The organism is Rhodococcus sp. FG69 (assembly GCF_057808915.1).
In genome coordinates, this window is record NZ_JBMDIX010000020.1 from 1 (window position 1) to 23,650 (window position 23,650).

Annotated in this window: 20 protein-coding genes and 1 pseudogene; 10 read left to right on the forward strand and 11 right to left on the reverse strand. The window is 64.7% G+C overall.

Translation table 11 applies throughout. From position 1 onward, the window contains the following. Nucleotides 1-15 precede the first annotated feature (15 nt). The 6 genes and pseudogenes from ACODSO_RS16590 to ACODSO_RS16615 all read right to left on the reverse strand — a co-directional run bounded on the left by ACODSO_RS16590 (nucleotide 16) and on the right by ACODSO_RS16615 (nucleotide 5,336). On the reverse strand, nucleotides 16-318 hold the full coding sequence (locus ACODSO_RS16590) for a CoA transferase (RefSeq protein WP_489037891.1): 303 nt from the start codon (nucleotides 316-318) through the stop codon (nucleotides 16-18). Nucleotides 319-373: 55 nt separating this feature from the next. Then, on the reverse strand, nucleotides 374-934 hold the full coding sequence (locus tag ACODSO_RS16595) for a TetR/AcrR family transcriptional regulator (protein ID WP_068377139.1): 561 nt from the start codon (nucleotides 932-934) through the stop codon (nucleotides 374-376). 484 nt (nucleotides 935-1,418) lie between these two features. Beyond that, nucleotides 1,419-1,622 (reverse strand): annotated as a pseudogene (locus ACODSO_RS16600) (hypothetical protein); the annotation flags it as partial. A 307-nt stretch (nucleotides 1,623-1,929) separates the two neighbouring features. Continuing rightward, nucleotides 1,930-2,973, reverse strand: a complete 1,044-nt coding sequence (locus ACODSO_RS16605; RefSeq protein ID WP_489037892.1) for an ABC transporter substrate-binding protein — start codon at nucleotides 2,971-2,973, stop codon at nucleotides 1,930-1,932. A gap of 36 nt (nucleotides 2,974-3,009) precedes the next feature. Further along, a complete protein-coding gene (locus tag ACODSO_RS16610) occupies nucleotides 3,010-3,861 on the reverse strand; it encodes a siderophore-interacting protein (RefSeq protein WP_489037893.1) in 852 nt (283 codons plus the stop codon). 182 nt (nucleotides 3,862-4,043) lie between these two features. Next, nucleotides 4,044-5,336: a PucR family transcriptional regulator gene (locus tag ACODSO_RS16615; RefSeq protein ID WP_489037894.1), complete on the reverse strand. Its 1,293-nt coding sequence runs from the start codon at nucleotides 5,334-5,336 to the stop codon at nucleotides 4,044-4,046. A gap of 436 nt (nucleotides 5,337-5,772) precedes the next feature. Between ACODSO_RS16615 and ACODSO_RS16620 the strand changes: the two genes are divergently transcribed. The 10 genes from ACODSO_RS16620 (at nucleotide 5,773) to lpdA (ending at nucleotide 18,022) form a co-directional block, all read left to right on the forward strand. Then, nucleotides 5,773-6,306: a cupin domain-containing protein gene (locus tag ACODSO_RS16620; RefSeq protein WP_197480860.1), complete on the forward strand. Its 534-nt coding sequence runs from the start codon at nucleotides 5,773-5,775 to the stop codon at nucleotides 6,304-6,306. A 173-nt stretch (nucleotides 6,307-6,479) separates the two neighbouring features. Beyond that, a complete protein-coding gene (locus ACODSO_RS16625; RefSeq protein ID WP_489037895.1) occupies nucleotides 6,480-7,829 on the forward strand; it encodes an MFS transporter in 1,350 nt (449 codons plus the stop codon). Next, nucleotides 7,826-9,067, forward strand: a complete 1,242-nt coding sequence (locus ACODSO_RS16630; protein WP_068377128.1) for a metal-dependent hydrolase family protein — start codon at nucleotides 7,826-7,828, stop codon at nucleotides 9,065-9,067. The genes ACODSO_RS16625 and ACODSO_RS16630 overlap by 4 nt, the downstream gene beginning before the upstream one ends. 10 nt (nucleotides 9,068-9,077) lie before the next feature. Then, nucleotides 9,078-9,992 carry an alpha/beta hydrolase gene (locus ACODSO_RS16635; protein WP_231912617.1) on the forward strand — a complete coding sequence of 305 codons (915 nt, stop codon included), beginning with the start codon at nucleotides 9,078-9,080 and terminating at the stop codon, nucleotides 9,990-9,992. A gap of 31 nt (nucleotides 9,993-10,023) precedes the next feature. Next, complete coding sequence (locus ACODSO_RS16640) at nucleotides 10,024-11,487, forward strand: FAD-binding oxidoreductase (protein ID WP_489037896.1); 1,464 nt, start codon at nucleotides 10,024-10,026, stop codon at nucleotides 11,485-11,487. A 350-nt stretch (nucleotides 11,488-11,837) separates the two neighbouring features. Further along, nucleotides 11,838-12,929: a Glu/Leu/Phe/Val family dehydrogenase gene (locus ACODSO_RS16645; RefSeq protein WP_068377127.1), complete on the forward strand. Its 1,092-nt coding sequence runs from the start codon at nucleotides 11,838-11,840 to the stop codon at nucleotides 12,927-12,929. 52 nt (nucleotides 12,930-12,981) lie between these two features. Continuing rightward, on the forward strand, nucleotides 12,982-14,112 hold the full coding sequence (locus tag ACODSO_RS16650) for a thiamine pyrophosphate-dependent enzyme (protein WP_156520465.1): 1,131 nt from the start codon (nucleotides 12,982-12,984) through the stop codon (nucleotides 14,110-14,112). Between the two features lies 1 nt (nucleotide 14,113). Next, nucleotides 14,114-15,088 (forward strand): alpha-ketoacid dehydrogenase subunit beta, encoded by a 975-nt coding sequence (locus tag ACODSO_RS16655; RefSeq protein WP_197480858.1) that lies wholly within the window; start codon nucleotides 14,114-14,116, stop codon nucleotides 15,086-15,088. A gap of 8 nt (nucleotides 15,089-15,096) precedes the next feature. Beyond that, complete coding sequence (locus ACODSO_RS16660; RefSeq protein WP_068377126.1) at nucleotides 15,097-16,422, forward strand: dihydrolipoamide acetyltransferase family protein; 1,326 nt, start codon at nucleotides 15,097-15,099, stop codon at nucleotides 16,420-16,422. Nucleotides 16,423-16,633: 211 nt separating this feature from the next. Then, the gene (gene lpdA / locus ACODSO_RS16665) at nucleotides 16,634-18,022 is read left to right on the forward strand and encodes a dihydrolipoyl dehydrogenase (RefSeq protein WP_068377124.1); all 1,389 of its coding nucleotides are present in this window, start codon (nucleotides 16,634-16,636) and stop codon (nucleotides 18,020-18,022) included. A gap of 167 nt (nucleotides 18,023-18,189) precedes the next feature. Here the strand turns inward: lpdA and ACODSO_RS16670 are convergent, their stop codons facing one another. The 5 genes from ACODSO_RS16670 to ACODSO_RS16690 form a co-directional block, all read right to left on the reverse strand. Next, on the reverse strand, nucleotides 18,190-19,497 hold the full coding sequence (locus tag ACODSO_RS16670; RefSeq protein WP_068377122.1) for an NAD(P)/FAD-dependent oxidoreductase: 1,308 nt from the start codon (nucleotides 19,495-19,497) through the stop codon (nucleotides 18,190-18,192). Nucleotides 19,498-19,640: 143 nt separating this feature from the next. Then, nucleotides 19,641-19,964 (reverse strand): putative quinol monooxygenase, encoded by a 324-nt coding sequence (locus tag ACODSO_RS16675; RefSeq protein WP_068377119.1) that lies wholly within the window; start codon nucleotides 19,962-19,964, stop codon nucleotides 19,641-19,643. A 32-nt stretch (nucleotides 19,965-19,996) separates the two neighbouring features. Further along, a complete protein-coding gene (locus ACODSO_RS16680) occupies nucleotides 19,997-21,463 on the reverse strand; it encodes an NAD-dependent succinate-semialdehyde dehydrogenase (RefSeq protein WP_489037897.1) in 1,467 nt (488 codons plus the stop codon). Beyond that, nucleotides 21,460-22,746 carry a 4-aminobutyrate--2-oxoglutarate transaminase gene (gene gabT / locus ACODSO_RS16685; protein WP_489037898.1) on the reverse strand — a complete coding sequence of 429 codons (1,287 nt, stop codon included), beginning with the start codon at nucleotides 22,744-22,746 and terminating at the stop codon, nucleotides 21,460-21,462. Before gabT ends, ACODSO_RS16680 begins: the two co-directional genes overlap by 4 nt. 125 nt (nucleotides 22,747-22,871) lie before the next feature. Further along, nucleotides 22,872-23,642, reverse strand: coding sequence for a maleylpyruvate isomerase family mycothiol-dependent enzyme (locus tag ACODSO_RS16690; RefSeq protein WP_489037899.1), 771 nt, complete (start codon nucleotides 23,640-23,642; stop codon nucleotides 22,872-22,874). Between the last annotated feature and the right edge of the window lie 8 nt (nucleotides 23,643-23,650).

Sequence of the window (23,650 nt, forward strand, 5' to 3'; positions counted from 1 at the left end):
AAGAAAACCAATTAGCTATCGCATAGACGCTGGACTGCTATCGGGGGCCCAACCAGGTGGCGCGTGGTTGACCTGGGATGCAAGGATTCCCGCGGCAGCCAAGTTCGCGCTGAGATCCGCCGTCGTGAACAACGATGTGCGTTCGACGACGAGCGCGTCGCATTCTGCTCGGTTCTGTACGCGCAGAACATTGGTCGCGTTCCGGTCATCGTCGGCCATCTCCGGAATGTCGAGGACATCGTCGACCAACGTGCGCCATCCGCGGTCGTTCTGAACCCCGATAAGAATCGCCAAAACGGAGGGCTGGGCAAATGCCACCCCTCACATCCACTGCATCAGCTCCGGACGATGGGTCCGAGACCGATCAAGCATCTCAACTCCGTGAGGATCCGACGCGGTCCGATCCGGGGAACAGTAGAGCAATTATTCGATCCTCCCACCCCTCTTCGATCTTGCCCGTGCGCGCCTGTTCCATCGCGTACGTGCCCACGATCGAATCGACGAGAGTGTCGATCGGAACGTCGGGCCGGATCAACTTGGCCTCGACCGCGGCGCGGACGGCCGCCGACAGGTGCGAACGATGCTCGACGAGAACGTCACGAAACAATTCGCAGAATTCTGGATCATCACCTACCAACAACGCCGCCAAGCCACCGAACCCGATCCCGGCATGAACGGCGCCCGCAGCGTAGTGAACGAACGACCGTAGTTGCTCGACTGGTTCCATCTGTATGTCGCCCCGTGGTGGATCTGAGATGGGCGCCAGAACCGCACTGAGCATCTCTCGGCGGTTCCGGTAGCGCCTGTAGATCGTGGTCTTCGCCACCCCGGACAACGCCGCCACACCTTCGATCGTTGCCGAACGGGGGCCGCCGCTGCGCAGTAGCTGCAGTGCGGCAGCGTGGATTCTGTCATCACTCGATGTCGGTGCCATGTTCTCCGTCCGGTTGTCCTGAACATTATCCAGTCAGCTGGCATCTACTTGCCAAGGCCTCGCATTTGCGCGCTACGCTACGCGTAGCGTATTGTTAGTTGCATCGCCGGGTCCCGTAGGTAGTCGTTCGCCGAGGCCTCCGAGGAAGCTGCATTCGAGTACAGAAAAACAAGGTGGTGTCGGAAGTGCTGAAAAACAATTTGCGCAAGATTCCGTTTCCCTTTTTGGGCTACGTGTTCATGCTTCTCGGGTTCTTGGGCCTAGGGTCGTTCGTCTTCGCCCTGGCAATCAGAAGCGGATGGACACTCACGCTGTGCGCTCTCACAGTCGCAGCGTTCGCAAGCTGCGTGGGCTGCTTCTACGTGCGGGCTTGGCAGATCTCGACACGCGTCGGCGGGAGGGGGTGGACTCTCAACAATGACCCGTTTCGCCCAGACAGAGAGAGGGACGGACGCAGTCTTTACCTGCAGCAGTATCGATGATTTCAGCTGAGGGTCCGAAGATCGTCGACGAGTCCCAGTTCGCCGGCCGCGAGAAGAATTGCACGAGTGTCGAGTCCGTACTGCCTCGCCGCAGCTTCGGCGTGGCGCAGGAAGCTCGAGTACACGCCCGCGTATCCCAGGGTCAAGGTCTCCCGGCCGACCTGGACCGGCCGATCCTGGACCGGCCGCACGATGTCGTCTGCAGCGACCCGCCCTCCCTGCCACAGCGCTCTGTGGAGAGCGGCCATAGGCCCGCTGGGTCAAGTGCGACGTCGCAACCCTTTTCCACCGGGCAGCGGCGACATGGGCCTCCGGCCACGAGTCGTCCCGTTGCAATACTCCGTCGATGCAACGGCTTTCCGAACACTCACGAGTTTGGCGTCCGACGAAGCGGTGACGAAGACGTTAACGCCGAGCGCCTCGTCGTCAGGCCGTCGGGCCATGAATGCGAGGTGCTTTCTGAAGTACACGACTGGACGCGCGAACGATGCGGCGATCGCACAGTTCCTCGCGTCAGAGAAGGATTCTTCGCAGATCGTCGATGACAGCGTTTGCCCCGGTCAGGTTGTAGCCGTCGAACCATGGTGCCGAGTCGACTTTGAAAGCTCGGTCAGCTTGTACTGCTGACAGTTTCGACCATAACGGGCTCGAGACGAGAGACTGCTCGACCGCAATTCCTGCGTCGGCTTGGCCGCCGGCTCCGACGTAGTAGATGATCACGTCACCGTCGATGAGCGGAAGATTCTCTGCGCTGACAGCGGTGTTGACCTTGCTCGGATCAGCTCCGGTCAAGGAATTGGCGGTAGGGACGATCCCTGCTCCCGAAAGAATATCGGCGTACAAGAACGTTGTCGATGCGGCGAGAGTGTTGTACGAGCGCACATCACCGGAGGTGTCCGACACCCGGACCACCGACAGTCGAACTCCATCGGGCCACGCCAGCTCGATCTCGGAGCGGAGGGCGACGATCCGCTCGTCGAGACCTGTGAAGTTCTGCGTGGCCTGAGCGCCGAGTCCGACAGAATCGGCAACATCGATGTACTGGTCCCGCCAGTACGTGAAAGGGATCAACACGGTGGGAGCGATACCGGACAATTCGGTGTAGTACTCCTCGCCGATCGGTTGGCGTCCGACGATCAGGTCGGGTGCCGCTGCAGCGATCGCTTCGAGTTGCATGTCCCCGAGTGCAGTGACACCGATCGAGGGCAACTCTTTCGAGGCGGCGCTGACGAGGGTGCGCAGTCCACCGCCGAGGGTTCCGGTCGCGACGACCGGGGCACCGAGTTCGTCGAGGGTTTGCAATCCGACGTATGCGTCCAGGCTCACGACTCGTTGTGGATTCACCGGGACTGTGACTGGGCCCATCGGTGTCTCGATCGTGCGAGTCGAGCCGCCCGCAGTGCTGTTGCCGGTGTCGTCGTTTGCGGAAGAACATGCCGCACCGACCAGCGCGGCGAGGGATAGACCTGCGGCGGCGCCGAAGTGCCGGCGTGAGAGATCATCAGTGACGACACTGTTATCGGTGACTGGGTGATCGAGGATGCTCGGGGAAGCCATGAGGTTCCTTACAGAGGAGTGGGTGAGTTCGGGGACTTACAATCCGGCTTGTTCGAGTGCGTTGTCGACGATTCGGGCGAGTTCGTCACCGAATTTGCCGTCGGCAATGGCCTGCTCGCGAACCGCGTCGATGCGGTCGTGCACTTGCGCGTAGCGCTGCTGCCATCGTTCTTTGTCCCGACGCCAGTACCCTTTGATTTGAAATCTGGTGGGGTCCCAAGACAGTTCGCGATGGAAGTACTTGCGGATGGATCGGGCTTCGGAGGCCTCGGTGGCCACCCACACATATCCTGGGCCGTCGGGAAGGCTGAACGATCGCACCGCTTGGGGTAGTGACGGTGTGGCGGTGCTGCTTGTCTTCCCGCGCTCGGGAAGACATGTGTGCAACCACTGGTAGGACACCTCGCCTTGTGTCGCAACGGTCTGTTCGTCACCGCCATCGGGCACTGTAGCGATCACGAATGCGCGAGAATCCGCGGGGAGCTGCTCGATCACGCGGGTCAAAGCCGGAAGGCCGGTCATATCGGCGACGAGCAATTGCCAGCCACTGTCGGAGGGAGGTCCGTACCATCCGCGAGCTTCGGAGAGCTCGAGCCGATCACCAGGCTTTGCGCGCAGTGCCCAGTCGGCCGCGATTCCGCCGTCATGTACTACGAAGTCGACGTCGAGGAACGGTCCCCGCGGATCGAATGCGCGCACCGTGTAACTGCGTGCGACCTGTTCGGCACCATCACCGAAGAGCAGCCGCAACCTCTCGTCGGGCACCCCCGTGCTCTCGAACTTCTCGAGTCCGGCACCCCCGAACCGAACCCTGATCATTGCGGGAGTCACGAACACCGTGGACACCGTCACCGCGTCGAACGTTCGTGGCACTACGGAATCAGTCATCGACACGAATGCAGCTACTTTCTCGACACAAGCAATCTTTACAATCCGAGCTTAGCCTGCCCTCATTCGCGAGTGAGGGGTGGACTTACTTGAAGAAGTACCCACTGGTGGCCAGGTCGAGGTCCCCACCCTTGGACGCCTGCGGCGTGACCCTGGCTGTCGATCCCGAGCCGTTCCTGGAGTCATCGGCCGAGCGTCCCGGCCTTGGGTGTCAGGGCGCGGATCTTGAGTGCAAGGTGCAGCATCAGCCGGTCCGTCCCGGACCCGAGGTCACACCCGGTGATGTCCTCGATGCGCCTGAGTCGTTGGTAGAACGTGGCACGGTGCACGCAGGCGACGCTCGCGGAGCGACGGACGTCGCCGGCGTGGTCGAGGAAGCACTCGAGGGACTCGAGCAGGATCCCGTGATGGTCGGCGGTTGCGAGGGCCTGGAGGGCCTGGAGGGAGGACACTGACGCGATGTCGCTGCTGTTCATCCGCAGCAGCAGCTGATACGGGCCGAGGTCGGCCCACCTCGCGAATGGCGAGAACGACGCCACGAGATCCGCGGCACGCGCCGCCATCAGAGCCTGACGGTAGGAGAGATGTAGGTCGTCCAACTCCGTGACCACTCCGCCCAGGCCGAAGGTCACCTCAGGCTCACCCGATGTTCCTGTGGCCAGTCGGTCGGTGATCTGGCTGCGCAACGACTCGACGCGACGGTCAGACCACGGCTCCGCCCCAGCGAGCATCAGCCAGGCTCGCGCCGGACCTGCGACCGCCATGGCGGTGCCGGACAGCAGTCGTCCCGCAGCCTCTTGGACCACCTGCTGCAACTCGGGGTCGCCTGTCGTGGTGTTGGCCAGAGTCGTCGTCCGCACTGCGAGCACCTGATATGGCTGGGCGTGTTCGGGAAAGACCTGCTCGGCCCGTAGGTCCTCGACCGCCTGCGCCCGTGCTGCTTCGTCCGAAGAGACCAGCTCGCGCAACACGGCCTCGTGACGGTTCCTCAACCGTTCGCGCGTGAGCCGGCCGCGGAAGAGGAGTACGCCGGCCTGGGCAGCTGCGGCAACGGCCCGTTCGACGTCCGCGGGCCCGATGGGATGGGCCGGCCATTCGATGAGCCACATGAACCCCAGCGGCAAGCCGTGATAGCGGACCGGCACACATAACCTGCGCCTCAGGCCCAGCTCGGCGTCCTCGACCCATCCGGGCTCCGTCCAGTCCGCGATGCCCATGTCCAAGATGCGGTCGACGATCGAACCAGGCACCTCACGATTGAGGATCGAGCTGGATCGCAGCTCGTCCTCCTCGCCGAAGTGCCGACTCGACGCCATGAGCCGAATGGATGTGTCGTCCACAGCGACCGATCTTTGGAGACGGTCGGCAAGGTCGTCCACGATGGCCTGCACGGTGTCGAAGTCCGTGGTCGTCACCGCCGCCGACCCATGACGTCGATCGGGCCTGAAGAGGTCCTCTTCGGTGCGAGGTCTCACCGTACCGCTCCTTGACTCGAGTACCCGTCACGCCGTCGTGCGCCCCTCGGCAGGCGACCTGGGCGGGTTGACCTACGCTACCGAACTCGGACAGTCCCGGCATCCGACAGGTGTCGCGTCGATGGGCCCGAAGTCGCGACGGACGGCGCTTGGTCCACCACGCCGGGGCGATGCTTCGGGAGGACAGCGGCAGCTTGTGAACCCCACCGCCTCGCGGTGGTGCGCTACGTGGCGGTGCGAGGTCTCCTCCACTGATCCCGACACCTGTCGAGGAATCTTGGCCAATGTGGTGACAGTCCTCCGTGGCCGGGCGCCGTTGTCTTGATCAGGATGCAGGGAGGCGGTGGACGAGAACCGATCAGAAATAGTGGCTCTCGTTGCCCGAGACTGGCCGCCGATCCATGAACAGACGAAAGGAACGACCATGCTCCGACGAGTGATCTCAGCGAACGACGAAAACGGCAATCCGGTCTTCACCGAGGATTCCATGATCGAGGCTCGATCGGCCGAGGCGCTGCCCGGTGTGGCCATGCACCACATCTGGGGTGCCGACGGACGCGTTCTGCCACGAGATGGCTCGCAGCCGTCGTGGCACAGCCACTTCCCGCCGGCCGACGGCTGGCGTTTTGTGCTCCTCACTCTGCAACCAGGGCAGGCCGCTGCCCCGATCGACGCCCCGACAGAGAGCCAGCTGGAGGAGCTGGAAGAGGCCTTCCCCGGCCTCCTGACAACTGTCGAACCCGGCACGGAGGGCATGCATACCTCGGAGACAGTCGACCTGGTCGTGGTCGTGGACGGTCCCATCACTCTGGAGCTCAGCGACTCGCAGGTCAAAGACCTCCACACGGGCGACGTGATCGTGCAGGTCGGCAACGTGCACCGGTGGGTCAACCGGAGCAGTAAACCCTGTGTAGTCGCCGCAGTGGTGGTGGGCACGAGGTTCGAGACCAGCACTGCCGCAGCTTCCTGAACTGTCACCTCCTGCGGTGGCCCGCGACATCGGTCAAGCGGTCCCGGCTGAAGTCACGACAAATGACTACTGCCTCGACTATCGCCTCAGGTGATGCTAGTTCGACCACTGCAACAAGCAGAACCGGTGACATCAGACGGGCCACAGCGGGTGGCGTAGCGAAGGGATGCCTCGTGAGTAATGAGAACATGGACGCGCCTCGGAGAACGGCGAAAGAACCCAGCTTGCGACGCACCGTGGTTGCGGCATCGATCGGCAACTTCGTCGAGTGGTACGAGTTCGCGGTTTATGGCGTGGTTGCCGCGTTCATCTCCGTCGCCATGTTCCCGGCCGACGACCCCACGGCAGCCATGCTGAATACGTGGGCGGCCTATGGAATCGCGTTCCTCGTGCGCCCGGTCGGCGGGGTGATCCTGGCGCGCGTCGGTGACCGCTACGGGCGACGACACATCCTCTACGTGACGATCACGATGATGTCGGTCGCGACGTTCTCCATAGCGCTGATTCCGACGTACGCGACCATCGGGATTGCCGCTCCGATCCTGCTGATCTGCGCCCGCATTTGCCAGGGCATCGCCGCCGGCGGTGAGCTGGCCGGTGCTGCGGCCTTCCTGTACGAGCATTCGCCGGCGGACCGTCGGGCGCGCACGATCAGCTTCCTCGGCGTGAGCACGTTCTGCGCCATGGTCCTGGGTTCTTCGCTGGGAACGGTACTCACCGTGGCGTTGCCGGCCGACGCGATGCAGTCGTGGGGCTGGCGCGTGGTCTTCGCCACGGCTCTTCCTCTCGGATTCGTCGGTCTCTACATCCGGCGTTCCCTGGAGGAGACGCCCGAGTTCAGGCAGCTGCACGAGAAGCGCGCCGCCGATGTGACCGAGCCCAGCCCGAGCCCGGAGGGCTTCTGGCTGACCATGAGGGAGAACAGGCGTGCCATCTTCCTGTACCTGGGATTCGGTTCGTTCTACTCGATCGCCATCTACGTCAGCGTTGCCGCCTACCTGGCGTTTATGCTCGCCAACGGCTTCTCCGAGAGGTCGGCGCTGACGATCAACACCCTTTCCGGCCTCGTGATCATCGTGGGCATCCTGCTCTCGGGCGGTCTGGCCGACCGGATCGGACGCAAGCCAATCCTGATCAGTGGCGCCAGTGCCATGGCCGTGGCCGTCGTGCCGACCTTCCTGCTCGGCTCCACCGGAACGTTCGCGCTCGGACTGCTGGGCGCCCTGATCTTTGTCATCCCACTGTCTGTGTTCATCACTCCGGCCGTCATCAACGTCGTTGAGTTGTTCCCAACCAAGGTCCGTGTCACCGCCGGCGCTGTCGCCTACAACCTGACGGTCATCGTCGGCGGGTTCATGCCCTTCATCGCGGTGTGGCTCACCCAGGCTACGGGCTCCACCTTGGCCTTCCCGCTCTTCGTCGCATCGACGGCGGTCCTGGCCATCACCGTGGTGCTGGTCTGGTACCGCGAGCCGAAGGATGATCGAGTCTCAACCCCAGGAGTGGAGGAGGCTCGACGATGACACAGATCATCTTGGAGAACGCCCGGATCTTCGACGGTGTGTCCGAGGAGTGCGCCGACGGGATGGCGGTGCTCGTTGCGGACGGTCGCATCTGCGATGTCTCGGACCGTCCGATCCGCTCGGACGATGCGCTTCGGATCGACGTCGCGGGCAAGACCCTCATGCCGGGTCTGATCGACATGCACGTGCACTCGTACTTCTCGGACCTCGATCCGCGCGTTCTCAACGACCGCGACGCGCCCTACCGGACTGCGTATGCGATAAAAAAGCTCGGCCATGCGCTTGACAGTGGGTTCACAACGGTGCGTGACATCGGCGGGGGCGACTACCCCCTGTCCGCCGCCATTACCGACGGACTGATCCGGGCGCCGCGCTTCTACTACGCGGGCAAGATTTTGTCGATGACCGGCGGCCACGTCGACTACCGCACACCCAACGAGAAACACCACACGCATGGGTACTGCTCGTGCGAGGCGATGAACTGGGCCGGCGTGATCGCCGACGGTGTCGACGAGTGCATCAAGGCCACCCGCGAGGAGCTGCGCCGCGGCGCCCACTGCATCAAGATCGTCGCGTCCGGTGGCGTGATGTCCCCGAGCGACCCGATTTGGATGAACCAGTTCCGCGAGGACGAGATTCGCGCGATCGTCCAGGAGTGCGCCGAGCGCCGCACCTACGTCGCCGCGCACTGCCTGACGAGCGAGTCGACGCGCAGAGCGGTCGACTTCGGCGTCCGCTGTATCGAACACGCGGCCCTGATCGACGCCGAGACGGCGGGATTCGTCGCGGAGCAGGGCGCGTACGTCGTACCCACGATGGTCTGTCTCTACTCGCTCGTCGAACAGGGCCTGGAGATGGGGTTGCCAGGCGACCGCATGGACAAGCTTCGCACCATCTACGAGGACTCGATGGCCGGGCTGGACGTGATGCGCAGCGCCGGCGTCAAGCTCGCCTTCGGCACCGACCTGCTCGCCGGTTTCTACCCCCAGCAGACGCGCGAGTTCGAGCTCCGTCGCGAGGTCTTCACCCCTCTCGAGCTCCTTCGCCAGGCCACCTCGGTGGGCGCGGAGATCCTGATGCAGACGGAAAAGCTGGGCTGCATCCAGCCGGACGCCCACGCCGACCTCATCGTCGTCGACGGCGACCCACTCACCGACATCGGCCTCCTCGCCGCGGAGGGCCGCCACCTGGACCTCATCATGCGTAGCGGTGAGGTCGTCAAGAACCGCCTCAACTGAAGGAGCCCACATGAGTGACGAAGCAACGAAACGCAGTCAGAACGACGGCGTGACCGCGCCCGCAATGACGGTGGACCAGGTGTTCGGCTCGACAGAGTACTTCGAGATGGAGTCGCCGTCGGTCGGCGCCCGGTTCGCGGTGTGGGTGACCGTCTCCCCCACGTACGGCCAGGATGAGCAGGATTACCCCGTCCTCTATGTCACGGACGGCAACTACAGTCTGGGTCAGACGGCCCCGCTCGCCGTAATGCAGAGCGACCTGGCACTTCCCATTGCGCCTTACATTCAGGTGACCGTGGGCTACGCCGGAGTCGACGCTCAGGACTGGACCCGCGTGCGCAACCGGGATCTCGTGCCACCTGGCGAACCGATCCCACCGGCGATGCTGTCCTCGCTGGAGACGGCGATCGAGCACCAGCTGATGACGCAGGAGGAAGCCGACGCCTATCTCCACCAGCTCGCGAACACGCGTGCCGACGCATTCCTCTCCTTCATCACCGACGAGCTCCACCCGGAGATCACCCGTCGCTATCGGGTCGCCCCGGAGGGTCACGGGTTGTTCGGCTACTCATACGGCGGACTCTTCACGCTATACGCCCTGTTCACGGGCTGTCCCTTGTTCGCCGCCTACGGCTCGGGCAGTCCAGGCCTCGCCTCGTTGGAGAGCAAGCCTCTCACGCTCGCCGAGAAGCTGCCCGACCTCACAGGCAAGCGGCTCCACCTCACGATCAACGGGCCGGAGATGACGGGAGAGCTACCGATCTATCGCATGCTCGGACGCGGATTCACTCTGCTCGTCGAGTCCCTGCGCACGACCGACTCAGGACTCGCGCTGACTACACGAGTGCTGGGTGAGACTCACCTCACCGGTCTGCAACCCTCGTTCCTGAGCTTCATGCGCACCTGCTGGTCGAGTCCTGCATGAGTTCGGTCACCACTCACCGCGGAGCTTGCCAATGCTGATCGAACGCCTTCAAGAGCGCCTCCACGCTGACCGTCTGCAGCTAGGTCCCGAGGTGATGGCGGGTTACGCGCACGACGAGGCCGAGTGGGCACCCCACGGGGCGCCGCTCGTCCTCGTCAGGCCGCACACTGCCGAGGAGGTCCAGGAGGTCGTGCGCGCCTGCATCGAGTTCGGCGTTCCCGTGGTGCCCCGTGGGGCGGGCACCGGCCTGTCTGGCGGGGCGAACGCTGTCGACGGGTGCGTCCTCCTATCGACTGAGGCGATGACAGCCGTCACCGAGATCAATACCGTCGAGCGGTTGGCCGTCGTGCAACCGGGCGTCGTCAATGATCACCTGCGCGCCGCGGTCGCCGAGCATGGTCTCTGGTACCCCCCGGACCCCGCCTCGTCGCCGTGGTCGACCATCGGCGGCAACGTCGCGACGAACGCGGGCGGCCTCTGTTGCGTGAAGTATGGCGTCACCGCCGACTACGTGCTCGAGCTGCAGGTTGTCACCGGCACGGGCGAGTTGGTCCGGCTCGGTCGACGCACGGCGAAGGGCGTTGCGGGGTACGACCTCGCGCGCCTGCTCGTCGGCTCCGAAGGAACACTGGGTGTCATCACCGAAGTCACGGTCAGGCTCCGTCCGCAACGAGAGCCGGAGCGTACCGTCGCCGGGTTCTTCTCGTCGATCGTCGATGCCGGGCGCGCAGTCACAGCCGTTGGAGCGGCGGGCATCGTCCCCTCCGCTCTCGAGCTCATCGACCGGCACTGTCTCGAGGCCGTCGACCGGTGGAAGAAGATGGACCTCGCCGTAGCGGCCGACGCCGTTCTGCTGGCGCGCTGCGACGTACCTGGCGCAGCAGGCGATGCAGAAGCGGACGCGATCCGTGACTGCTTCGAGCGCGCGGGCGCTACCTGGGCGGCCCGTTCGACCGACCAGCTCGAAGCGGACGCCCTGTTCGAGGCACGACGCCTGGCCTACCCGGCCCTCGAGCGTCTCGGCCCCGTGCTCACCGAAGACGTCTGTGTGCCGAAGGCAGCGGTACCGGAGATGCTCGCCCGTATCGAGGCGATCGGCAAGAAGCACGACACCCTGATCGCCAACATCGCCCACGCCGGAGACGGAAACCTGCACCCCCTGCTGGTGACGCCTCGTGGCAACGACGCGGCCAGGGAACGGGCGCAGCACGCCTTCCACGAGATCATCGAGGAAGCGCTCGCCCTCGGTGGCACTGTCACTGGAGAGCACGGTGTCGGTCTGCTCAAGATGGACGGCCTCGTCCGGGAGCTGCCGCCGGCGGTCATGAACCTGCACCGCGCGATCAAGACCGCGCTGGACCCGCACGATATCCTCAACCCCGGCAAGGTCATTGCCGCTGCCGGGCGTCGGCAGTTCGAAAGCGGAACCGATCGTGGATCAGCCACCCTGCACCGGTCCTCGCCGAAGGCTGATTCACCGCCCGCCTCCGTGTGAGTGTGTACGCGTCAGGCACTCAGGACGAGTCCGGCCGATCCGCTACCACATCACCGTTCCGCTGGACGTGGCGTTGACCTCGCGTCGGCGGACGTAGGCCCCCGAGGTGTCCGTCCCAGTCCCCCCAGCTGTGCTTGGACTCCCACGCCGCCGCGATGCATGCGGGCAGTCCGCGACGGGGCAACGTGTCGCGGAAAGTCGCCGACGACCGCGACAGTCGTCTGTAGACGCTGAGATCCGAGTTTCTCATTATTGAGTCAACGAAATGTCCGGTGTGATCCACGGGACAGTCATCCCCTGACCGGACGAGCAACGCGCCCGGAAGGTCAGTCGACGAAAGTTGCGCCGCCATGAGCACGAGCGTCCTCGACCAACCCTCCATCCCCCTCGCCGTCTTCGACCGAGCCGACGAACTGCGGGACGCCAATCACGAGCAGGTCGTGTTCTGCCGAGACGATCGGACGGGTCTCCGGGCGATCATTGCGATCCACGACACCACGCTCGGTCCAGGCCTCGGCGGTACGCGGTTCCACCCCTACGCGAACGAGTCGCTCGCGCTGACCGATGTGCTGCGGCTGTCCGAGGGAATGACGTACAAGGCGGCCGGCGCCGGCGTGCCCCTCGGCGGCGCGAAGGCCGTCATCATCGGCGACCCGGTAGCCCAGCGGACCGAGAGGCTTCTCGAGTCCTACGGCAGATTCGTCGAGTCACTTGGCGGCCGGTACTACACGGCCGCAGACGTGGGCACCACGTCCGAGGACCTCGACGTCATCGGGCGGACCAGCACCCACGTCGTAGGACGGACCACGGCCGCCGGCGGCTCCGGCGACAGCGGTTACGCAACGGCCCTCGGTGTCTTCTCGGCGATGCACGCCGCGGCAACGGCGACCTGGGGCGGGAACGGTCTGGCGGACAAGGTCGTCGGGGTCGAGGGAATTGGAAAGGTCGGGCGGCACCTCGTGACCTTCCTCCAGTCCGTAGGAGCCCGCGTCGTGGTCTCCGACCCGTTACCCGCCGCGCTGAGCGAGCTCGACGGGCACGATTCGCAGGTCCAGGTCGCGGATTCGGTGCTGACCGAGGAGCTGGACGTCTACGCACCGTGTGCATTCGGCGCGAGCCTGACGGCGGCCAGTGTGGCTCGGCTGAGCGCAAGAGTCGTTTGTGGCGCGGCAAACAACCAACTCGCCGACGGGAGTGTGGCCCGGGCGCTCACGGACAGGTCGATCCTCTGGGTCCCGGACTATCTAGCCAATGCCGGCGGGCTGATCCAGGTCAGCGGCGAGCTCACGAACGAGCGCCGGGCCGACGTTCTTGCTCGCGTGAGGCGTATCGAGCACACGGTAGGCGAGGTGATCCGTTCGGCGCTCGACACCGACGTCACGACGTCGCAGGCCGCGCGCAGCATCGTGCAACAGCGGCTTACCGCCGGACGGGAGAGCTGACGTGTCCACGCACCCGACGACCCTCGCTGTCACTTCCGAAAGGACTCTGCCCGTGAGCACGACCACGATCGCGACCACGCCCGACGTGGTCGGGGCGCTTCTCGTCGCCGCCCGTCAGGACGATCCGGCATCGACGGCTCCGTTTCAGCTCGTCGACGAGAGGGGTGAGCTCACTCCCGCCGGTCAATGCCTCGGTGTGGACCTCGAGCTGGCGAAGAACCTCCACACTGACATGGTGCTGGCCCGTCGACTGGACCACGAGGCGCTGGCCCTCCAGCGGCAGGGGGAGCTGCACCTGTGGCTCATGGCCTGGGGACAGGAGGCAGCCCAGGTCGGGTCGATACGCGCACTCCGGGACACCGACCACGTCTTCCCTAGCTACCGCGAGCACGCGGCGCTGCTGTGCCGGGGCATCTCGCCTGCCGACCTCCTGCGGCAATGGCGTGGGGCAGCCCACTCGGGCTGGAACCCTGCGGTGTCGCACGTGCACATCAACTCGCTCGTCCTCGGTACCCAGACCCTCCACGCCACGGGTTACGCCGCAGGTGTCCGGCTCGACCGTTCCGACGAGGTCGTCATGACCTACTTCGGGGATGGCGCGGCCAGCCAAGGTGACGTCAACGAGGCGCTGAACTGGGCGGCCGCGGGCACCCTCCCGGTCGTGTTCTTCTGCCAGAACAATCAGTGGGCGATCTCGACCCCCACGGTCACGCAGATGCGTACTCCACTCCACGTCCGCGCCGCCGGATTCGGGGTCGCGGGCTACCACGTGGACGGCAACGACGCGCTCGCCGTACACGCCGTCACCCAGCACGCGGCCGCGCGGGTCCGAGCCGGGGAGGGACCGGCACTGATCGAGGCCCAGACCTACCGCCTCGCCGGACACTCGAGCTCGGACGACCCCACGCGCTACCGCACCGACGATGAGCTCGCCGGTTGGAAGGCGAAAGACCCCGTCGCCCGGCTTGAGCGACTCCTACGCAACGTCGGCGTCAGCGAGCGCCACTTCAGTGACCTGGAAGTCCGCGCCGATGTCTTCGCGGCCGAGGTCCGCGAGCAGTGCAAGTCTGTGCACGGCGACGACCTCGCCGTCGTCTTCGAGCACACCTACTCCGAACCGCACCCGGTCATGCAGTCCGAACTCGCGCAGCACCTCGCCCACCACGGCCGGACGGTGGCCTGACGTGAGCACCCGATACGCCCTCGGCGCCGCGATCAACGCGGGCCTGCGCGCCGCGATGGCTCGTGACGAGAAGGTCCTCATGATGGGTGAGGACATCGCCACCCTCGGTGGCGTCTTCCGCGTGACCGACGGACTGGCAGCGGAGTTCGGCGCCGAGCGCGTCGTCGACACCCCGCTTGCCGAGTCCGGCATCGTCGGCAGCGCAATCGGTTTGGCGTTGCGCGGGTACCGGCCCGTCTGTGAGATCCAGTTCGACGGCTTCGTCTACCCCGCCTTCGACCAGATCGTCAGCCAGCTCGCCAAGATGCGAGCCCGCTCGCGGGGACACCTCTCCCTGCCGATTGTCATCCGCATCCCCGTCGGCGGCGGCATCGGTGCGGTCGAACACCATTCGGAGTCCAACGAGGCTTACTTCGCCCACACGGCCGGGCTGCGGGTCGTGTCGTGCTCCACCCCCGACGACGCGTTTCACATGATCCAGCAGGCCATCGAATCCGACGATCCGGTCATATTCTACGAACCCAAGCGGCGCTACTGGGACAAGGCGGAGGTGTCGGTAGAACCCACCCGATCCCTGCACGAGGCGGCAATCCTGCGCGAAGGCGCCGATTGCACCCTGGTCGCTCACGGGCCGACTGTGGCCACAGCTCTGGCGGCGGCAGCCGCTGCGCAGGAGGACGGTTTCTCGGTCGGCGTGGTCGACCTGCGCACGATCTCCCCGCTCGACGTTCCGACACTGCGCAAAGTGACGGCCGAGTCCCATCGCGTCGTGGTGGTCCATGAAGCTTCGACCTTCCTCGGCATCGGCGCGGAGGTTGCCGCCACCATCACGCAGGAATGCTTCTACGACCTGGAGGCGCCCGTCCTGCGAGTCGGTGCCTACAACCTTCCCTACCCGCCCGCTCATATGGAGGACCGCTTTCTTCCCGACGTCGACCGGATCCTCGCGACCGTCGACGCCAGCCTGAACTTCTAGGAGACCCTGTGTTCGAGTTCAAGCTTCCCGACGTTGGCGAAGGTCTCACCGAGGCCGACATCCTCGAGTGGCAGGTTGCCGCGGGCGACACCGTGGAGGTCAACCAGATCCTCCTCGAGATCGAGACGGCCAAATCCGCCGTCGAGCTCCCGTCTCCAGTCGCCGGCACCGTCACGGTCCTGCACGTCGAGCCCGGGCAGACCGTCCCGGTCGGAGCCGTCATCGTCTCGATCGAGGACGGGATCGAGTCCTCGGCTGGGACCGGTGTAATCGCGGCCTCCTCCGTCGGTGGGCCCGCGACGGAGGAGGTGGTCGAGGAGAAGCCATCGGTGCTCGTCGGACCCGGCCCGACCGCCGCTGTTCCTCGGACCCGCCGACTGGCACGCAGGAGCGTCGCCGTTCCAGAGCAGAATGCCGTGGCGCCCCTACGCGGTGAGGCCGTCGCCAAGCCGAGCCGGGGCGCGACCCGCGCCAAGCCTCCGGTCCGTCTCCTGGCCAAGCAGCTCGGCGTGGACCTGACTTCGGTCGTCGCGTCGAATGGTGAGGTCATCTCCCGTCGGGATGTCGAGGCCGCGGCCGGCGCGGGGGCCCGATTCATCCAGTCGCCACCACGGATGGCTGCGGAGTCTGGAGACCGCGAAACGAGGACGCCCATCAAGGGGGTGCGCAAGGCGATCGCCGCGGCCATGACGAGCTCGGCCTTCTCCGCGCCGCACGTGACGCTCTTCCTCACGGTGGATGTGACGCGGACGATGGAACTGCTCGCCAGGCTCAAGGCCGACCGGCACTGGTCGGGCGTACGTCTCACTCCGCTGGTCCTCGTGGCTCGTGCCCTTCTCATGGCCATCCGTCGCCACCCCGGCATCAATGCACGCTGGGACGAGGCCGCACAGGAGATCGTGGAACCGCACTTCGTCAATCTCGGGGTGGCGGCGGCGACCCCGCGGGGTCTGATCGTCCCGAACATCAAGGAGGCGCAGGATCTCGACCTGCGCGGCCTCGCGGATGCCATGGCCGAGCTGGTGGCCACTGCGCGTGCTGGCAAGACTTCGCCCGCGGAAATGACGCAGGGGACCATCACCATCACCAACATCGGTGCGCTCGGCGTTGATGCCGGCACGCCCATCTTGAACCCCGGTGAAGCGGCAATCTTGGCCTTCGGCAACGTGCGGGACACCCCGTGGATCGTCGACGGGGAGATCCGTATCCGCAAAGTCACGCAGCTTGCGTTGTCGTTCGATCACAGACTGGTCGACGGCGAACTTGGGTCGAATGTGCTGGCGACGCTGGGGCGCCTGCTGGGGGACCCCAGCGAGGCCTTCGTGCTGTCGTGAATGGCCGGGCCCGGTACGCCGCGGTGAGCAGGTCTCATCACCCCGTGGAGCATCAAGCCGAGCTAGAGGAGTTTCGTCGAGCTGGTCGAGACCACCGCCATCGGCTTGGTCGGCGTCATGTCCTACCCCTCCGTCCGCTCCTCACCGCACCGCGCCGGCTGCCTCTACCAGCAGGCCACCGAAGCCCGAACGAGCAGAGAGAACCACTGACATGCCGAATGTGTACGACATCGTGATCCTCGGCGGCGGGAGCGGCGGTTACGCCGCGGCACTCCGCGCCGACCAACTGGGCCTTTCGGTGGCCATTGTCGAGAAGGGCAAGCTCGGTGGCACGTGCCTGCACAACGGTTGTATCCCCACCAAGGCGCTGCTCCACTCCGCCGAGGTCGCCGACGCGGCTCGCGAGTCCGAGTCCTTCGGCGTGAAGGCCTCGTTCGAGGGCATCGACATGAAGGGCGTCAACGCCTTCAAAGCCGGCGTCGTCGAGCGCCTCTACAAGGGCCTGCAAGGACTACTCGCGTCCTCCGAGAGCCTCACGATCATCGAGGGGGAGGGCAAACTCGTCTCCACCGACGAGAACGGTGGCGGCACCGTCGAAGTGAACGGTGAGAAGTACACCGGCAGGAACGTGATCCTTGCGACCGGCTCGGCCCCCCGAACCCTGGGGCTCGACATCGGCGGACGCATCGTCACCTCCGACGAGGCCCTGGAGATGAGCGAGGTCCCCGAGCGCGTCGTTATCATCGGCGGCTCCGTGATCGGTGTCGAGTTCGCGAGCATCTGGAAGTCGTTCGGCGCCGACGTCACAATCATCGAGGCAATGAAGACGCTTGTCCCACTGGAGGACCCATCGCTGAGCAAGCAGCTCGAGCGCGCGTTTCGCAAGCGCAAGATCGCCTTCAGGACCGGCGTCAAGTTCACGAGCGTCGAACAGACCGACAGCGGTGCCATTGTCTCGCTGGAGAACGGCGACACGATCGACACCGATGTGGTGCTCGTCGCCGTGGGCCGCGGCCCACGTAGCGAGGGCTTCGGGTTCGAGGAAGCTGGGGTCACGGTGGACCGTGGTTGGGTGCCCACCGACGAGCGTTTGCGTACCAACGTCGAGGGTGTCTTCGCGGTCGGCGACCTGGTGCCCGGCCTACAGCTGGCCCACCGCAGCTTCGCGCACGGAATTTTCGTGGCCGAGGAGATTGCCGGCCTCGACCCGCAGCCGATCATCGACGTCAACGTCCCGCGCGTTACGTACTGCGAGCCCGAGCTTGCCAGCGTAGGCATCACCGAACCCCAGGCCGTGGAGAGGTACGGCGAGGACAACGTCGACATCGTCGAGTACAACCTCGGGGGCAATGGCAAGTCACAAATCCTCCAGACCGCGGGCATCGTCAAGCTCGTTCGTGAGAAGGACGGCCCGATCGTCGGGGTCCATATGATTGGCAGCCGATTCGGTGAGCAGGTTGGCGAGGCTTCGCTGATCGTCAACTGGGAGGCCTACCCCGAGGACGTCGCTGCCTTCATCCACGCGCATCCCACGCAGAACGAGTCCCTCGGCGAGGCCGCACTCGCACTGGCCAACAGACCGCTGCACTCCCACAACTGACGATGCGTCAGCCCTCCACACCCGCAGCACGAAATCCGGAATATGACCGTGGTCCCAGACGATGCAGCCACCGCAGCGCAACCACGATCCCGGCCGCCGTGACGAATCGAGCATGAGCAGGCCGGGAATGTCGTGGAAGCGCTGTCACTTTCTGTCCGGCCGGTCCGTTACCCCATCACCGTTCCGCTGGACTCGGTGTTGACCGGGCGCCGGCGGGAGTAGGACCCGAGGTCGACTGTGAGCCCGGTCCGTTCCCCGCGGTACTGGACCGGGTCGCCGTCGTGGTCGTGCCCGGCCTCGACGGCGAGGATGATGTCCCGCATGAATTGGCCAGCGACCGGAGCGTTCTTGAATTGGTTGCCGCTCGTGCCGATCGCGACGTAGAAGCCGTCGAGGCCCGTGCGGTCATAGATGGGCGTCCAGTCCGAGGACACGTCGTAGACCCCGGCGATGCCCCGCGGCCGCGAGGGTACGCCCAGCTCACTGAAGCGACGCGCTGCGCGGATCACCTGTGCCTCGAACGCGGTGGGGGTCGGGTCGAGGTCAGCGGCATCCGGGTCGTTGATCCACGGCAGCGGATCGCACTCGGGCTCAGTGCCGCCGATGTAGAACCCGTCGCCGGGTGTGCCACGCATGTATGTACCAAGGTCGAGGTCCGCGATGACCGGGCCGATGCGGTCCCCGTCGTTGAAGCCCGGAGGCGCCGTTACGTGGTGCACCTCCTGTCGCATCGGACGGGTCTCGATCGTGAAGTCTTCCCCCACACCGGCCATGTCGTTCAACATCGGCGACCAGGGGCCGGCAACGTTGACGACGACGGGTGCGCTCACACGTGTCCCGTCCGTGAGGTCGACACCGGCGACGCGGCTGTCGGACCGTCTCACGGCCGTGACCTGGCTTCGGAACAGAAACTGTGCGCCAGCCTTCCGCGCTGCGGTGGCCAGGTTGACGGCGGCCAGCATCGGGTCGTCCACGTAGCCACCGTCGGGAGTCCACAGGGCACCGAGTCGGCCCACTGGGTCGCCCCAGAATGCCTCGTCGTCAAGCCGCTTGGGAGGCCAGAAACGGCCCGGGTCGATGCCGGGAACGCTGGCGGCGAGCGTGGCTGCGTCCCACAGCTCGTATGGCACGCCGGCCCGGTCGAACAGGGGCATCACCTTTTCGGTCGGGGCCACATCGACATCGAGGAACACCATTCCGGTGCGGCGGAAGCCGGCCATTCCCGCGGGGTCGACCATGCCGAGGTGGTCAGCCCAGTCCACCCAGCAATGCTTGGACTCCCACGCCGCAGCGACGCTGGGGAAGATCGAGTAGTTGAACCGGACCACGGCGCTCGAAGCGCTGGTCGAGCCCTGGCCGGGTCCGTGTAAACGGTCGACGACGACGACCCGCAGGCCGGCGCGAGCGAGCTCTAGTGCCGTCGACGAGCCGATGACACCGGCCCCGACGATGATGGCGTCCGCAATGAGATTCACCCCACAATGGTCAGCCGCCGGCAGGCGCCCCGGGAATGGTCGTCTGTCAACGAATCGAGTGGCCGATCGCGACAGGAGAAGCGCTGCCAGTCGTCTCTTGGTTCGTCATGGTCCATGGGCCTTCAGCGAAAGTGGCTCACCCACTAGGTCGTGGCTTCGTGGGTGTACGTGCGTACGACACGTTCCGTAAGAAGGGGGAGAATTTTGCCTTTCCCGATCTCCTCGAAATGGGACGACACCCGGTGCGCGTCGAAGCCCGCTTCGTCGAGGTACGTCTCGAGTATCGTTACATGCAGGCTATTTCGGACGTTGCGGAAGTACTCGTAGCCGAGATTCGCTGGCTCATTCCGGCTTGCTGCGGCGAGTCGAGCGAGATGCCCGAGAACTTCGTCTGAAGTTTCAGTGCGCAGCCAGTACTCGGCGACGACGTGAAAGTTGACAGAATCGCCCTGTCTGTCTCGCGGCACGTACCCACCCTCTTTTGTGTTCGTCTTTGTTGCTATCGCGGTGTCAGCGTGTATTTGGTGGACAGAAACTCTCGGATTCCCTCGAAGCCCCCTTCACGCCCGATCCCCGAGTGCTTGATTCCGCCGAACGGTGCTGCTGCATTCGAGACGAGACCGGTGTTGAGTCCCATCATGCCGGTCTGAAGTTTTTCTATCATCCTCTGACTTCGGCCGAGGTTCTCGGTGTACACGTAGCTGACCAGGCCGTACTCCGTGTCGTTGGCGATCTGCACGGCTTCGACTTCCGATGCGAAACGGATGATGGCCAACACGGGACCGAAGATCTCTTCGTTGACCAACCGAGCGTCGGGACCGACCTTGTCGATCACAGTGGGCTGAAAGAAGTTACCCGGTCCTGCGACGGTGTCGCCGCCGGTGACTATCTCCGCGCCCGTTTCCACTGCGTCGGCGACCAGAGCCACCGTTTTTGCGACCGCTCTTCTGTCGACCAGTGCACCGATATCGCTGCCTTCGTCGGCACCACGACCGATCTTCATCGCCGCAACTTGTTCACTCACACGACCGACGAACTCGTCGGCGATAGAATCGTGTACCAATATACGGTTCGCGGCTGTGCAAGCCTGGCCGATGTTACGGAACTTGGCGAGCAGAACGCCCTCCACCGCTCGGTCGAGATCTGCGTCGTCGAACACCAGGAAGGGCGCGTTGCCGCCGAGTTCCATCGACGTCCGCAAGACGTTCGGTGCGGCAGCCTCGAGAAGCTTGACACCGACGGCCGTCGAGCCCGTGAAGCTCAGTTTACGGAGTCGCGGATCTGCCAGCAGCACACTGGATTGCGCGCCCGGGTTCGAGGTGGGCACGACGTTTACCACCCCCGGCGGAAGCCCTGCCTCTTCCAGCAGCTGCACAAGGTAAATCGTGGTGAGGGGCGTCAGTTCCGCCGGCTTGATGACAGCCGTACATCCCGCGGCGAGTGCCGGGGCTATCTTTCTGGTCGCCATCGCGAGTGGAAAGTTCCATGGCGTGATGAAATAGCACGGTCCGACGGGCAGATGTGACACGGTGATGCTGCCGGTTCCCTCCGGGTTCCGTCGATAGTCCCCCTGAACGCGCACAGCTTCCTCGGAGAACCACCGTAGAAACTCGCCTCCGTAGACGACCTCCCCGCGAGCCTCGGAAATGGGTTTGCCCATTTCCACGGCGATCAAGAGTGCGAACTCTTCCTTACGCTCTATCAGGAGGTCGAAGGCTCGACGCAGGATGTCCGAGCGTAGGCGGCTCGGGGTTTCCGCCCACTCCTGTTGTGCTGCAACGGCTGAGTCGAGCGCGCGAACAGCATCCTCGACAGTTGCGTCGGCGACGGACTTGATGACGTCTCCGGTTGCGGGGTCTTCGACGGTAAAAGTGGCGCCAGAACTCGATGGTCCCCATGTTCCACCGATGCCGATCCCGGCCTGGACCTTGTGGAGTAGGTCCTGTTCATGCATTTCGAGGGTCATGGCCTGTTTTCCTTTACGTGTGTAGTCGGTGCATGCGCGCGGAATCCGTCGACGACGACGCGGAGACCGTCGCGCAGCAACTCGTCCGAAATAGTGAGTGGTGGGAGAAATCTGATGACGTTTCCATAGGTGCCGCAGGTGAGTACGACTACGCCGTGGTCCGCGGCGAAGCGCGCGACGGATGCCGTAAGTGACGGGTCCGGGTCACCGCTACCGGGGAGCACTACCTCGACGGCCTTCATCGCTCCGCGGCCTCGAACGTCTCCGATGCGGTCGTCCGAGTTGGCCAGTTCGAAGAAGACCTCGTCGATGACTGCCCCGATCTGGCGCGCACGGACGGCAAGGTTGTGCTTCTCGTACGTTTCGATAGTGGCGAGTGCTGCGGCACAGGCAATCGGATTCCCGGCATAGGTACCCCCAAGACCGCCGGGCTGGGGCGAATCCATGATCTCCGCTCGACCCGTCACCGCGGCCAAAGGAAGCCCGCCCGCAATGCCTTTTCCGGTCGTGATGATATCCGGTACAAGGGTTTCGTGATTCGACGCGAACAGATCGCCTGTGCGAGAAAACCCCGTCTGGACTTCGTCGAGAATGAACACCACACCGTTCGCGGTTGCCCAATCCTGTAACGCAGGAAGAAAACCTGGAGCCGGTTCGATGAATCCGCCCTCACCCTGAATTGGCTCGATCACTATCGCCGCAAGGTTGGATGCGCCGACTTGTTTGTCTATCTGCAAGAGCGAATATCGTGCGGCCTCTTCGCCAGTCAAACCGTCGCGGAACGGATACGAGGTCGGGACGCGGTAGATCTCGGGCGCGAACGGTCCGAAACCGTCTTTGTACGGCATGCTCTTCGCCGTCATGCTCATCGTGAGGTTGGTCCTGCCGTGGAACGCGTGATCGAAGACCACCACCGCGTGTTTGCCTGTGAAGGACCGAGCGATCTTGATTGCGTTCTCGACGGCTTCCGAACCCGTGTTGAACAGTGCTGTGCGTTTCTCGTGGTCGCCCGGGGTGATCGAGTTGAGCTTCTCGGCGACAGCGACATAGCCGTCGTACGGGGTCACTGTGAAGCACGCATGGGTGAACAGCTGCACCTGGTGGATCACAGCCTCGACCACAGCAGGAGCAGAGTTGCCGACGCCGGTCACAGCGATGCCGGACCCAAGATCGATCAGCGAATTACCGTCGGCATCGATCAAGATTCCGCCGCCGGCCGCGACGATCGACACGGGCACGACATAGCCGACGCCCGCAGCAACAGCAGATGCTCTCCGCTGCATGAGTTTCTGTGATTCCGGCCCGGGAATTTCGGTTACGAGTTCTCGACGCTGTGGAACCAATGGGCCACCGAGAATGGAGGAGACTGACAATTTTTCCCTTGTCGTTCAGGGTCCGATAGTGGAGTTCAAAGCCAGCGGAGTGCTGTCGGAGCTTCGCCGATCTCACGGCCCGACGAATCGAGCGCGGACACTCCTGCGTGCCTGCGGCCGGTCGCCCACAGCATCAAGTTCGGCAACGATCCGGACACTGTCGCTCGCGGATCGGCGGTGGCGGGCTCGGCCGTGGGGCTCGGCAGCGGCTCGAGCAGCTCACCAGTGCCTGAGACCGAGGCATGTACGCGATGACCATCCCGGGTCGCCCAGGTGTCCAAGACGTTCTGGACTATCCGTCGCTGCACTGCGGCCGGGACGTCCGAATCACTCGAGACATGATCGAGGTCCACAGCATGTAACCACAGTTCGCGAGCTCGCATCCACACTGTGTCGCGAACTGGTATGCGTGCACCCTGCGCGTTGCTCACCTCGTATGCCCAGCGATCGTCGGGCATCGCCCTCCAGGCCGCCGTGAGCGCGTGCGCCTCAACGTGGTTCAGCCGCCGAAGTTCGGCAGACGACATCGGCGCTCCACAGTCTATTTCCCGGTTTCGTGCATCGGCGGATTCGTACATCGCATGCTCGATATCCGTTCTCGCCCAATCGACAAGACGGGTGAGCGCTCGGGCGTTGAACCCGACATGCGCGATCACGTGAGCGCGAGTCCAGCCAGGAAGCAGCGAGGATCCCCGCAGTCGGTCATCTCCGAGCTCGCAGACAGTTCGGTCGAAGTGGACTTGGCCGGCTTCGGCGTAGTCGAGATCTATCGCGAGGCTGTCGGCCGGCTTTCGTACCGCCTTCATAACATTCT